Raw genomic sequence first — 12,845 nt, 5'->3', positions numbered from 1 at the left:
GGCTTTGGGAGGACAGCCGGATATTGTCATTATCGGATCGGGTATCGGCGGTGCTAGCATAGCCGCCGGTCTGAGCGCATCAGGTGCTGACATCCTTATTCTTGAGGCAGGGGAGCATTTGCCGGACAGACCGGAAAACCGCGACCCACGCGCTATTTTCCAGCGTGGTTTCTTTCGCCCGAAAGAGTTCTGGTATGAGACGGATGGCACACCGTTCAATCCCGGAAATTATTACAATGTCGGCGGCAATTCCAAATTCTATGGCGCAGTGCTGGTGCGCTATCGGCACGAGGATTTTGAGGAGCTTGCGCATCTTGAAGGCGTGTCTCCGGCGTGGCCTTTTGGCTATGATGAACTTGAGCCCTGGTATTGCAAGGCGGAAGAGCTTTTTCAGGTGCGCGGTGAATTGGGTGATGACCCCACTGAACCCTATCATTCAAAGCCCTATTCCTATCCGGCAATCCGGGATGAACGTCCGATTGCCGATCTGCGCGCGCGGCTGAAGAAAGCAGGGCTGCATCCGGCATCCTTGCCATTGGGTGTTGATATTGATCGCTGGCTGGCGAAGGCAAAAACGCCGTGGGACGCGCATCCCAACAGCAATGACGGCAAAATGGATGCGGAAACTTGTCCGTTAGCACTAGCGCTTAAACATCCGAATGTCCGGCTTGAAACATCCGCGCGGGTAACACGGCTTGAAACCGGGCCCGATGGTAAAACCATTACAGAAGTTCATTATGTGAAGAATGGCGAGGCGCTGGTCCTGCATCCCAAACTGGTCATTCTTTCAGCGGGAGCCGTGCAGTCGGCGGCACTTTTGCTGCGTTCGGGACTGGCGAATAGGTCTGATCAGGTCGGTCGCAATTTCATGAACCACAATGCCAGTGCGGTGATCGGGTTTGATCCGCGCTATAAAAATGACAGCGTTTACCAGAAGACCTTTGGTTTCAATGATTACTATCTCAGCGATGGGGCAGGTGGGCCGCCGCTTGGCAATGTGCAATTGCTGGGGCGGGTTTCGGGCGCGATCCTGAAATCCAACATGCGCCAGGTGCCGGAATGGCTTTTAAACCGCATTGCCGGGCATACGATTGATTTTTACGCGATGAGCGAAGATCTGCCATCGCCGGAAAGTCGCGTGAGCGTGGATGGTGATCGCATCGTTCTGCATTGGGTGCGTTCCAACTGGAAGGCGCATCTGATGCTGGTTGATAAGCTCAAATCTGCGCTCAAGCAGGCAGGGTTTCCAATCGTGCTGTCGCGGGCGTTCGACAGGCGAACACCATCGCATCAATGCGGCACGGTGCGGATTGGCAATGATTCCGCAACTGCGCCGCTTGATCATTATTGCCGTGCTTATGACCATCCCAATCTCTACGTGGTCGATGCGTCATTTCTGCCGACTTCGGCGGCGGTCAATCCTGTGCTGACCATTGCCGCGCAGGCTCTGCGCGTTGCTGATCACATTCGAGCGGAGGTACTGGCATGAACCGTCAAAGACCTGTGGCACTGGTGACTGGCGGGCGGCGCGGGATCGGGCTTGGCATCGCGCGCGCCTTGGCCGCCAAAGGGTTTGATCTGGCGATTACCGACCGTGAGCGAGACGAGGCGGTCATCCATGAATTGCGCGGGCTTGGGGGAAGGGTGGCTTTCTTTGAAAGCGATCTGGCTTGTGTCGAAACGCATGAAGCGACGGTTTCAGCCGTAGTGAAGGCGCTGGGTGGCATTGATTGTCTCGTCAACAATGCTGGCATGGGCTCGGTCGAGCGCGGCGATTTTCTCGGGCTGAAGCCTGAGAATTTTGACATGATTATTGATGTGAATCTGCGCGGTACGGTGTTTTTTACGCAGGCTGTGGTGAAAGCCATGCTGGCGGCAACTGATGTGCGTTTTTCGCGCAGCATCGTGACGATCAGTTCGGTTTCATCCGTGATGACTTCGCCTGAACGGCTTGATTACTGCATCAGCAAAGCGGGACTGACGGCTTTCGTGCAGGGGCTTGCGCTGCGTCTTGCTGAAGCGCGGATCGGCGTGTTCGAGGTGCGCCCGGGTATCATCCGCACCGATATGACAGCGGGTGTTGCCGAGCGTTATGACGGACTGATCGAAGGCGGTCTGGTGCCGATGAAACGCTGGGGCGAGGCAGGCGATGTCGGTGCGATTGTTGCGCAACTTGCCAGTGGCGATTTCATTTTTGCGACAGGCTCGGCGATCAATGTCGATGGCGGCCTGTCGATTGCGAAGCTTTAGTTTCTCGGGAGGAGAAACGCATGAAGTATGACTATATCATCGTTGGTGGCGGTCCTGCCGGTTGCGTTCTCGCCAATCGATTGAGTGAAGAGGCAGCGATAAAAGTGCTGCTGCTGGAAGCCGGTGGCAGCGACTGGAATCCGCTGTTTCACATGCCTGCCGGTTTTGCCAAGATGACCAAGGGGGTGGCCAGTTGGGGCTGGGAGACCGTTCCACAAAAACATCTGAAAAATCGTGTTTTGCGCTATACGCAGGCAAAAGTCATCGGCGGCGGATCCAGCATCAATGCGCAGATTTATACGCGTGGGAATGCAGTCGACTATGATCTCTGGGCGAATGAAGACGGCTGTACCGGCTGGGACTATCGTCATGTGCTGCCCTATTTCAAACGCGCCGAAGACAATCAGCGTTTCAACGATGATTTTCACTCCTATGGCGGGCCGCTTGGCGTTTCGATGCCGTCTGCGCCATTGCCGATTTGCGACGCCTATATCCGCGCGGGTCAAGAACTCGGCATTCCGTATAATACGGATTTTAATGGTCGTGATCAGGCAGGCGTCGGTTTTTATCAGCTCACCCAGCGCAATCGCCGTCGCTCGTCGGCATCCCTTGCTTATCTCACACCGATCAGGGATCGCAAAAATCTGACCGTGCGGATGAATGCGCCGGTGCGCGCGGTCAATCTGGAAAACACCCTAGTCACCGGTGTTACGCTGATGAGCGGCGAGGTTTTGCGCGCAAACCGCGAGGTGATTGTCTCCTCCGGTGCCATTGGTTCACCAAAACTTCTGCTGCAATCAGGCATCGGTCCTGCCGATCATCTTAAAAAAGTGGGCGTGAATGTAAAACATGATCTGCCGGGTGTGGGTGAGAACATGCAGGATCATCTTGATCTGTTTGTCATTGCCGAATGTACGGGCGATCACACCTATGATGGCGTGGTGAAATTGCACCGGACGCTGGGCGCGGGCCTGCAATATATATTTTTGCGCTCTGGCCCGGTGGCATCGAGCCTCTTTGAAACCGGCGGCTTCTGGTATGCGGACCCGGATGCCCGCTCACCGGATATCCAGTTTCATCTGGGGCTTGGTTCGGGCATTGAGGCGGGTGTTGAGAAGCTCAAAAATGCAGGCGTGACGCTTAATTCCGCTTATCTGCATCCGCGCTCGCGTGGCACCGTGCGGCTGGCTTCCAGTGATCCGGCTGCAGCACCCCTGATTGACCCCAATTACTGGAGCGATCCGCATGATCGCAAAATGTCGCTGGAAGGCCTGAAGATCGCGCGCGAAATCCTGAGCCAGGATGCATTGAAACCTTATGTCATGGCCGAGCGTCTACCGGGGCCAAAGGTCGTCAGTGATGATGATCTGTTCGATTATGCCTGTGCCAATGCCAAGACCGATCATCATCCGGTCGGCACCTGCAGGATGGGGACAGATGCGATGGCTGTTGTCGATCTGGAGCTCAAAGTACGCGGTCTTGAAGGTCTGCGGGTTTGCGACAGCTCGATCATGCCACGTGTTCCGTCGTGCAACACCAATGCGCCGACCATCATGGTCGGCGAAAAGGGTGCGGATATTATTCGCGGTCTCGACCCGCTGCCGCCTTTTGTGTTTTCATGGGAGAAAAATGAACAGAAGCGGCGATCAAGGATTTAATCTTCATCCACAAGTGGCTCAAAATGCAGATAGCCAGCAATGCCAGACCCTTTGCGCTTCGGATTGTCAGATGGGTGGTTTACGCCATCATTGACCGGAATACTGGCAAAGTCGAAGGGTGAAATGCCTTCGAGACAGGCAACGTTGACACCATATTGCTGTGGGTTTGAACGGCGCTGGTGGAAGGTGTAGATCCCGCATTTCGAGCAGAAATAGTGCTTCGCGGCTCCTGTGTTGAATGTATAGAGCGTCAGCGCCTCTTTGCCTTCCAGAATTTCAACGCCATTGAGTTCGGCAGAAACGGCGACAGCGCCGCGCATCCGGCAATAGGAGCAGGTGCAGCGGCGTGCCGTGTGAAGACCATCGGAAAGCTTCACACGAAAGCGAACCGTTCCGCAGTGGCAGGCGCCATTGGCAGTTTCAATATCGGGGTTCATCTTGCTCTCCTCTTTCGGGAAAATTGATATTTCCAATTTCTCAGCTTTACCATTGCCGAACTTTGATTAAATTCCTTTTCGATATTCTTTGGGAGGGAATTTTATGAGTGGGTTTGCAGTCGTCACAGGTGGAAGCACCGGCATTGGAAGGCATCTCGTGCTGGCTCTGGCCAGAGCGGGATATGCGGTTGCTTTCAGCTACCGGGGTGATGTTGATACGGCAGACACATTGATGCAGGCGGTTGAAGCGGCTGGTGGTCAGGCACTTGGGCTTGAATGCGATGTGGGTCTTGGCGCGGAGGTTGAAGAGTTCTTTGACGAGGTTTGCAGCTGGTATGGCGATGCGCCGGATGTGCTGATCAACAATGCCGGTATTCAGGTATGGAGCACCTTGCTGGAGCTTTCCGAAGAGGGCTGGGACGATGTTATCCGCACCAATATGAAGGGCTGTTTTCTCAACACCAAGGCCGCAGCCAAGCGGATGAGCGATGTGGGCAAGGGCGGATCGATCATTAATATCGGCTCTGGCTGCAACAAACTGGCTTTTCCGAAACTGGTTTCCTATACGGCCTCCAAGGGTGGTATCGAGCAGTTCACCAAGGTTTCCGCGGTTGAACTGGGCCCACACGGCATTCGGGTGAACTGCGTGGCACCCGGCGCTATTCTCAACGAACGCACAGCACAGGAGCAGCCGGATTATGCAGGCACATGGAGCCGCATTACGCCGCTGCGACGGGTGGGCACTGCGGATGATATTTGTGGTCCAGCGCTGTTTTTTGCATCCGATGCCGCGCAGTTTGTAACCGGGCAAACTTTATGGGTTGATGGCGGTGTGTTTTCACAAGCCAATTGGCCCTATGAAGGATGAGGAAACGGTGGTGATCCCGACTGGATTCGAACCAGTGGCCTCAAGATTAGGAATCTTGCGCTCTATCCTACTGAGCTACGGGACCAGCAATCTGAATGCTCAAAATAACTATTCAACGCGCATCTTAATCCGAAAACCGCTTCGCCCGTTTCGGGATGCGCTCTAAGCTAAGCATTTTTCGACACATACTGTTTTTCGTGCCATTCGCCAACCCCGCAAAAAGCGGGGGAGGCGCATTTTCTCTTAATAAAAAGAGCATTTTCAGCGATTCACTCAAAACATCAAATGCTCTCGACGTCAGGCGGCAAGCGCGGTTTCAATCACCGACACAAAATAGCTCACGCCATAAGGAATGGCTGCGTCGTTGAAGTCATAGGCAGGGTGATGCAGGCCGGGCGTGTCACCATTGCCAAGGAAGATATAAGCGCCGGGGCGTGCTTCCAGCATGTAGGAAAAATCCTCTGCGGCCATCATCGGCGCGACATCGGTTTTCACTTTGCCTTCGCCTGCAACATTTTTTGCCACGCGCGCCGCAAAATCGGTCTGCTCGGCGTGGTTATAGGTGACAGGATAGTTGTTTTTGTAGCGAACCGTAATGTCTGCACCGGTCACCGCTGCAATGCCCGCTGCCGCCTCACGAATGCGGCGCTCTGCATAGGCGCGGGTTTCCTTGCTCAAGGTTCGCACGGTGCCCGAAAGCTTGGCCGTTTCTGGAATGACGTTATAGGCCTCGCCCGCATGAAACTTCGTGACCGAGATCACGAGAGAATCGAGCGGATCGATATTGCGCGCCACAATGCCCTGAATGGCAAGGTGCAGTTGCGACCCGGCAAGGATCGGATCAATCGTGCGGTGCGGCTGGGCTGCATGGCCGCCGCGTCCGGTGATGAACAGGTCGAACTCGTCTGTTGCGGCCATGATTGGGCCTTTGCACATCGAAAACTGGCCAACAGGAAGGCCCGGCAGATTGTGCACGCCATAGACTTCCGAAATGCCGAAGCGATCCATCACGCCATCTTCAACCATGGCCAGCGCGCCAGCGCCACCCTCTTCAGCTGGTTGGAACAGCACAACAGCAGAGCCGCGGAAATTGCGGGTTTCAGCCAGATATTGTGCAGCGCCCAGCAGCATGGATGTGTGACCATCATGGCCACAGGAATGCGCTTTGCCCGGATTTTTGGATGCCCATTCAACGCCGCTGGTCTCGGTGATCGGCAGCGCATCCATGTCGGCGCGCAGACCAATGGCCGGACCATCGCCATGGCGGCCCTTGATGACCGCAACGACGCCGCTGCGTCCAATGCCGGTTTCAACCAGATCGCAGCCGAAAGATTTCAGCTTTTCTTCCACAAAACGCGCCGTTTCGTGAACATCATAAAGCAGTTCCGGGTTTTGATGCAGATGGCGGCGCCATGCGGCGATCTGGCTTTCAGTTTCGACGACACGATTAAGCACTGGCATTTCGGAAATATCCTGAGATTCTCAATAAGCAGATGTCGGGAGAATATGACGTTTCGGTGAAAGCGGGCAATCCCTAAAGCGCCTGGCGCTTCAGGGATTATTCCTCACGCATGCGTTATCGGCAAACCGGTTCCCACTTTTCCGCGCATGCGCTATTTGCCTTTTGGTTGCCACATGGCATAGATAAGAGCAGTGCAAATCTTGCTTTTTGACTGATATATTCGCAGGCTTTTAAGGCCCTTGCTGATTGGAACTACAAATGATCGCGAAGTCGTTGAAAATCCTGGGTGCAGCAGCGGTTTTATCCGCCCTGACTTTGTCGGCTGCTCTGGCCAATCCATCGATTGCTGTCGATGTGGCGACCGGCAAGGTTTATTCTGCGCAGGATCCTTTCCAGCGCTGGTATCCGGCTTCGCTGACCAAGATGATGACGGCTTATGTCACGTTTCGCGCGCTTCAGTCGGGTCAGCTGACGCTTGAATCGCCTGTTAAAATGACCGTCAATGCTTCGAAAGAGCCGCCGAGCAAGATGGGCTATCGTCCGGGGTCGGTATTGACGCTCGATAATGCGCTCAAGATCATGCTGGTAAAGTCGGCGAATGATGTGGCCGTGGCCGTTGCGGAAGCCGTGGGCGGAAGCGAAGCCGGTTTCGTCAAGCGCATGAATGCGGAAGCGCAGCGCATCGGCATGACCGGGTCGCATTTTGCCAATCCGAATGGCTTGCATGATCCGAACAATTATTCGACCGCACACGATCTTGCTGTGCTCGGCGTGCAACTGCGCCGTGAGTTTCCGCAATATGCGCATTATTTCAATACAGAAGCGATTGATGCGGGTGACGGCAAGAAGCCACAGGCCAATTACAACATTCTGCTCGGCCGCTTCGATGGTGCTGATGGGATGAAAACCGGTTTTGTCTGTGCATCGGGCTTTAATCTTGCCAGTTCCGCAACACGTCAGGGACGCACTATTTTGGCCGTTGTGCTTGGGGCCGACCGTCAGGAAACCCGTGCTGTGCAGGCTGCACAGCTTATGACGGATGCGTTTCGCAGCAATGGTGCCGGTGTGCCGACCTTAGGATCGATGGTGCCGCCAGCCAGCAGTGCCGTCAATCAGGCGGTGGATATGCGTAAGACGATCTGCAGCCAGCAGGCCATGGCTGATCGCTGGGATGGCCGTGATGTCGAGGGGCATTTGCAGCTCAATTCGCCTTATATCCATGCGATGACCCGTGAGCCTGTTCCGGTTCAGGTTGGGCTTGTTTCCGCGCCGCCTGCAAAGATTACCCGCGTAGGCCAGCTTGATATTTCGCAGGTTCCTGTACCGATGCCACGCCCACAGCGTGCCGCCGCCTCAATCAATTAAGATCGTATCATGTCGCATCCAATCCCTGTTTCTGTACTGACCGGCTTTCTTGGCTCGGGCAAGACAACGTTGCTCAATCGTCTGCTCAAAGACCCGGCGCTGACCGATACGGCCGTCATTATCAACGAGTTTGGTGAAGTGAGCATTGATCATCTGCTGGTTGAAGAAGCCAGTGAAGGGGTGATCGAGCTTGCCGATGGTTGCCTGTGCTGCACGGTGCGTGGCGAGTTGGTGGATACGCTGGCCGATCTGATTGATCGTCTTCAGACAGGTCGTATCAAGGCATTGAAGCGCGTGATCATCGAAACAACAGGCCTTGCCGATCCGGCTCCGGTGCTGCATTCGATCATGGGGCATCCTGTTTTGATGCAGGCTTTCCGCCTTGACGGTGTGCTTGCAACCGTTGATGCCGTCAATGGAATGGCGACGCTTGATCATCATGAGGAAGCGGTCAAGCAGGCTGCCATGGCCGATCGCATTATCATTACCAAGGCGGATATGCCCGAAGCAAAGGCTGGGCTTGCAGCACTCAGGGCAAGATTGAAGCTGCTTAATCCGGGTGCGGACATTCTGGAAGCCTCTGATGCGCGCACCGGTTATGCTGCACTCTTTGAATGCGGCCTTTATAATCCTGAAACCAAGACGGCAGATGTGCAGCACTGGCTCAATGCAGAAGCCTATGAAGATGATGATCATCACGATCATGACCATTCGCACCATCATCATGGCCATGACCATGTGTGCGGCCCTGATTGCGATCATGACCACCATCATCATCACCACCACGATGATGCGATCCGTTCTTTTTCGCTGCGGCACAAGGCCCCAATTCCGTTTTCGACATTCGAGATGTTTCTTGATCTGCTGCGCTCAACCCATGGCGAAAAGCTGTTGCGCGTAAAAGGCATTGTGCAGATTGCCGAAGACCCGGATCGTCCGCTGGTCATCCATGGTGTGCAGAAGATTTTCCACCCGCCTGCTCGTCTGCCAAAATGGCCGAAGGATGAGCATGAGACGCTTTTGGTGATGATCGTCAAGGATTTGCCAGAGAGTTACGTGCGTGAACTGTTCGATGCATTTCTTGGCAAAGCGGGGATTGATCGCCCGGATCGGGCAGCAATGATGGACAATCCACTGGTTATTCCGGGCTTTTCAACGCGCTGATTATTTTCTCTGAATGAGAAAACGGTAAAATTTTTCGTCACGCTCTTGTTTGATCAGAGCGTGGCCTTCCTGCGTGCAGAAATGCGGAAGATCAATGCCCGACAAAGGGTCGGTTGTTTCCACCCAGAGAAGCGAACCAGAGGCCATGTTTTGCAGGCGATTGCGGGTTTTTAAAACAGGAAGAGGGCATTTAAGCCCCCTTAAGTCATAGACAGCTATCTCTTCACGCATTGCGCTTTAGTTTCCGCCGAGCTTCCACCAGGCTTTTTTCTTTTCAGGCGCTTTAGCCGCAACGGTGTCTGCAACAGTGCTTGCCGTGGTCATTGGCGAAACATTGGCCGGGTTTTGCTGTGGCACTGGCACATTGGCCGCCTGAACCGGGTTGGTGGCGACTGCTGGCGTTGCCGCAATAGCCGTGGTTGGCGCAGCCGAGATCGGCGTTGCCGCCGGCGCAATATCCGGTGCGTTCGGGGTTTCTGCCGAGCTTGGTGAAAGCGAAGGCGGTTCCCGCGTTACTTTTTCGCCACGTGCACGTGCCGCACTCCATGCCGAAACAAGCTTCGCTTCCGTGATGCCCTGAATGGATGGTGCCGGCTTTTTCTGCGCTGCACTGAAAGCGGACTGGAACGTCTTTTCATAAGACGAGGTATAAGCCATCGATTCAGCTGTTGCTGAAGGCGGGCAGGCGTCGGTTGCCGAAAGCGGCTGGCCGTTTGGTGTCGGTACGTTGAAGACATACCGTTTTTCGCAAACGTCAACCTTCGGCGGCACCTTCGTCGCTTCGAAAGAATCGTAGCCCTGCTTGAGCATTTTCCAGAAGCCGTAATTCGGATCGTTCTTGTAACGCGCCATATTGGCGGCAGTCATACGGAACGGAAAGGCCTGTATCTGGAAATCCCGCTGCCCGCCTTTGAAGGCGTCGCGGCCGAAAGCGTAAATTTCGCTGATGCTGTCATCGGTCATTGAATAGCAGCCCGATGACGAGCACGCGCCATGCACCATCAGATTTTGACCGGTGCGGTTATGGGCGCGGTCATAGGCATTGGGGAAGCCAATATTGAAGGCGAGATGATATTGCGAATTCGGGTTCATCTGAGCCGGGCGCACGGTGTAGAAGCCTTCTGGCGCCTGACGATCGCCTTCGATGAACTTTGGACCGAGCTTGCCGGACCATTTGCAAATCTCGTAAGATGCAATCTGGTCGTACTTGCCGTTGTTTTTCTGCTTCCAGACTTCAAGCACGCCTTCTTCCTTGAAAATGCGCACCATAACCGGCGATGTGCGGGTCATGCCCTTCGCCTGCATCTTGGCAATGATCTTTTGCGGAAGCGGCTTTTCAGCCCGCAGGCTGAGATCGGAAACGGACGAACCCTGACAGCCCGCCAGCAAAGCGGATGCCATGAGAGTTCCCAAAAGTGCGGTTCTGATCTTCATATCGCATCAAGCCTGTTCGAAATCTGACTTTTCAGTCTTCGCAAATTAACAACAAAACCTTTCGGTATCGTTGATAAATCCTTGCTCAAATACCTAAAAAACAGCGTGTCCGCAATATGGCGGAAATAGCGGCATGATGCAAATCCGGCGCAGTTTGGGCTGCGCCGGAGCAAGTTTTTGAATTTTATGGTAAATTAAATATTACGGCCGATATCGAGGAATTTCTGACGGCGCTCCTGTTTGAGCGTTTCGCCGTCAACATCCTTCATCGAACGCAATGAGGCGGTGATGATGTCCCCGGCCGCCGCAATAACGGCATCTTTACCGCGATGCGCGCCGCCGAGCGGTTCAGGAATGATGCCGTCGATAATCTTAAGATCAAACAAATCCTGCGCGGTAATGCGCATATTCGAGGCTGCATCCTTGGCGCGGGTGGAATCATGCCAGAGAATGGAAGCTGCCCCTTCAGGCGAAATCACCGAATAGATTGAATGTTCGAGCATATAGACGCGGTTTGCGACAGCAATCGCAATGGCGCCGCCCGAACCGCCTTCACCGATGATGATCGAGATGACGGGCACGCGCAGCTTGAGGCACTCAGCCGTGGAGCGTGCAATGGCTTCCGCCTGTCCGCGTTCTTCAGCACTTACGCCGGGATAGGCGCCGGCGGTGTCAACAAACGTGATGAGGGGAAGCTGGAAACGGTCAGCCATTTCCATAATGCGAACGGCTTTGCGATAGCCTTCCGGACGCGCCGAGCCGAAATTATGCTTGAGGCGGGTCTTGGTGTCGGAGCCTTTTTCCTGACCGAGAATGGCAACGGGCAGGCCATTGAAGCGGGCAAAGCCGCCCTGAATGGCTTCGTCATTGGCAAACTGACGGTCGCCGGCCAGTGGCGTGAATTCCGTGAACAGCTGGCTGATATATTCGAGGCAATGCGGACGATCAGGGTGGCGGGCGATCTGCGCCTTCTGCCATGGCGTCAGCTTGCGATAAATATCCTTGAGTGCATCGGCCGAGCGTTTCTCAAGACGGCTGATCTCGTCGCTCATCTCGACGCTGCCCTGTTCCTGTGCGAGCTTTTTCAGCTCAAGGATCTGGCCTTCGAGGTCGGCAACGGGTTTTTCAAAGTCGAGATAGTTATACATCGGGCCTGACTATTGTGCGTTTCCAGAGATATCGGGCATAAAACATGCCAGAAAACGGCTGTTTTACGGCGTCTTACATATTAACTTCGCGCGCATCTTGCAAATTTTTCTGAAATCCTCTTACCCGCAGAGCGTTTAATCGGCAAGCGGATGATGTTCAGTTACCAGCTTATGCAGTCTTTCTTCCAGAACATGGGTGTAAATCTGGGTGGTTGAAATGTCTGCATGTCCAAGCAATTGCTGTACGGTTCTCAGGTCTGCGCCGTTTTGCAAAAGGTGGCTGGCAAAGGCGTGGCGCAGCACATGCGGAGAGACGGAGGCGCTTGAAAGCCCTGCTCTTGCAGCAAGATTTTTCAGTTCCCGGCCAAAAACCTGACGCGCCAGATGGCCGCTTTCGGAGAAAGCTGGGAAGAGCCACGGGTTGTCATCATAGCCGGGCAGGGAATCGCGCAGTGCCAGAAACGCCTGCAAAGCCTCACGCGCCTTTTGCGACAAGGGTACCATGCGATCTTTCGCCCCTTTGCCGCGCACGATCAGAAAACGGTGATCGGTGCGCGCAACGCTCACCGGAAGACCGACAAGTTCGGAGACACGCAATCCTGTTGCATAAAGCGTTTCAAGCAGTGCATGCAGGCGCAAGGCTTTGATGCGTTCCGATGGCTCTGTTGCTTCTTTCGCCTCACGTTCGGCGCGATCAAGAAGACGCCCGACATTCTCGACGCTCATGATTTTTGGCAGCGGCTTTTGCTTTTTGGGGGCATCGATAATGCTGGTTGGATCATCCTGCCGAAAGCCTTCGGCATAAAGAAAACGAAAAAATTGCCTGAGCGCTGAAAGACGCCGCGCTTGAGAGGTGGCGGCAAAGCCTTCGCTCGACATGCCATCAAGAACATTACGGATATCGTCAGTTCTGGCTTCTGCCAGATTGACGCCACGCGTCTTCATCGCATCAGCCGCAGCTTCCAGATCGCGGCGGTAGGATTCAAGCGTGTTGCTTGCAGCGCCGCGTTCCGCACTCATCATTTCAAGAAAATTTTCAATCGCCAGTGAAGCACGCAT

12 protein-coding genes and 1 tRNA gene are annotated in these 12,845 nt (G+C 54.6%); 6 read left to right on the top strand and 7 right to left on the bottom strand.

Going from position 1 to position 12,845, the window contains the following annotated elements; all coding sequences use genetic code 11:
* Positions 1-4 precede the first annotated feature (4 nt).
* The 3 genes from ABE530_RS13170 to ABE530_RS13160 are packed head-to-tail and all read left to right on the top strand — an operon-like array spanning position 5 to position 3,908.
* Complete coding sequence (locus tag ABE530_RS13170) at positions 5-1,489, top strand: GMC oxidoreductase (protein ID WP_499694806.1); 1,485 nt, start codon at positions 5-7, stop codon at positions 1,487-1,489.
* On the top strand, positions 1,486-2,250 hold the full coding sequence (locus ABE530_RS13165; RefSeq protein ID WP_499694783.1) for a 3-ketoacyl-ACP reductase: 765 nt from the start codon (positions 1,486-1,488) through the stop codon (positions 2,248-2,250). Before ABE530_RS13170 ends, ABE530_RS13165 begins: the two co-directional genes overlap by 4 nt.
* 20 nt (positions 2,251-2,270) lie before the next feature.
* Positions 2,271-3,908: a GMC family oxidoreductase gene (locus ABE530_RS13160; RefSeq protein ID WP_499694782.1), complete on the top strand. Its 1,638-nt coding sequence runs from the start codon at positions 2,271-2,273 to the stop codon at positions 3,906-3,908.
* On the opposite strand, the gene ABE530_RS13155 is transcribed toward ABE530_RS13160, so the two are convergent.
* Complete coding sequence (locus ABE530_RS13155; protein WP_499694781.1) at positions 3,905-4,345, bottom strand: GFA family protein; 441 nt, start codon at positions 4,343-4,345, stop codon at positions 3,905-3,907. The two genes, ABE530_RS13160 and ABE530_RS13155, sit on opposite strands and share 4 nt — an antisense overlap.
* A 103-nt stretch (positions 4,346-4,448) precedes the next feature.
* Between ABE530_RS13155 and ABE530_RS13150 the strand changes: the two genes are divergently transcribed.
* Positions 4,449-5,213 (top strand): SDR family NAD(P)-dependent oxidoreductase, encoded by a 765-nt coding sequence (locus ABE530_RS13150; RefSeq protein ID WP_499694780.1) that lies wholly within the window; start codon positions 4,449-4,451, stop codon positions 5,211-5,213.
* Between the two features lie 8 nt (positions 5,214-5,221).
* Here the strand turns inward: ABE530_RS13150 and ABE530_RS13145 are convergent.
* Both ABE530_RS13145 and ABE530_RS13140 read right to left on the bottom strand, forming a co-directional pair.
* Positions 5,222-5,298, bottom strand: a tRNA-Arg gene (locus tag ABE530_RS13145).
* Between the two features lie 212 nt (positions 5,299-5,510).
* Positions 5,511-6,674, bottom strand: coding sequence for a M20 aminoacylase family protein (locus ABE530_RS13140; RefSeq protein ID WP_499694779.1), 1,164 nt, complete (start codon positions 6,672-6,674; stop codon positions 5,511-5,513).
* A 259-nt stretch (positions 6,675-6,933) separates the two neighbouring features.
* Between ABE530_RS13140 and ABE530_RS13135 the strand changes: the two genes are divergently transcribed.
* Both ABE530_RS13135 and ABE530_RS13130 read left to right on the top strand, forming a co-directional pair.
* Positions 6,934-8,040 (top strand): D-alanyl-D-alanine carboxypeptidase family protein, encoded by a 1,107-nt coding sequence (locus ABE530_RS13135; RefSeq protein WP_265982407.1) that lies wholly within the window; start codon positions 6,934-6,936, stop codon positions 8,038-8,040.
* A 9-nt stretch (positions 8,041-8,049) separates the two neighbouring features.
* Entirely contained in the window at positions 8,050-9,204 is a 1,155-nt protein-coding gene (locus ABE530_RS13130; RefSeq protein WP_499694778.1) for a CobW family GTP-binding protein, read from the top strand.
* Here the strand turns inward: ABE530_RS13130 and ABE530_RS13125 are convergent, their stop codons facing one another.
* From ABE530_RS13125 to xerD, 4 genes are all read right to left on the bottom strand, one after another.
* Complete coding sequence (locus ABE530_RS13125; protein WP_499694777.1) at positions 9,205-9,435, bottom strand: sulfurtransferase TusA family protein; 231 nt, start codon at positions 9,433-9,435, stop codon at positions 9,205-9,207. It abuts the gene before it with no gap.
* Positions 9,436-9,441: 6 nt separating this feature from the next.
* The gene (locus tag ABE530_RS13120; RefSeq protein ID WP_499694776.1) at positions 9,442-10,638 is read right to left on the bottom strand and encodes a hypothetical protein; all 1,197 of its coding nucleotides are present in this window, start codon (positions 10,636-10,638) and stop codon (positions 9,442-9,444) included.
* A gap of 194 nt (positions 10,639-10,832) precedes the next feature.
* Positions 10,833-11,786 carry an acetyl-CoA carboxylase carboxyltransferase subunit alpha gene (locus ABE530_RS13115; protein WP_265982403.1) on the bottom strand — a complete coding sequence of 318 codons (954 nt, stop codon included), beginning with the start codon at positions 11,784-11,786 and terminating at the stop codon, positions 10,833-10,835.
* Positions 11,787-11,921: 135 nt separating this feature from the next.
* On the bottom strand, positions 11,922-12,845 hold the full coding sequence (xerD, locus tag ABE530_RS13110) for a site-specific tyrosine recombinase XerD (protein WP_265982402.1): 924 nt from the start codon (positions 12,843-12,845) through the stop codon (positions 11,922-11,924).

This window comes from Brucella sp. TWI559 (genome assembly GCF_039674265.1).
Taxonomy (GTDB): domain Bacteria; phylum Pseudomonadota; class Alphaproteobacteria; order Rhizobiales; family Rhizobiaceae; genus Brucella; species Brucella chromiisoli.
The sequence above is the reverse complement of the archived record's forward strand: the minus strand, read 5'-3'. Positions and strand labels throughout refer to the sequence as shown.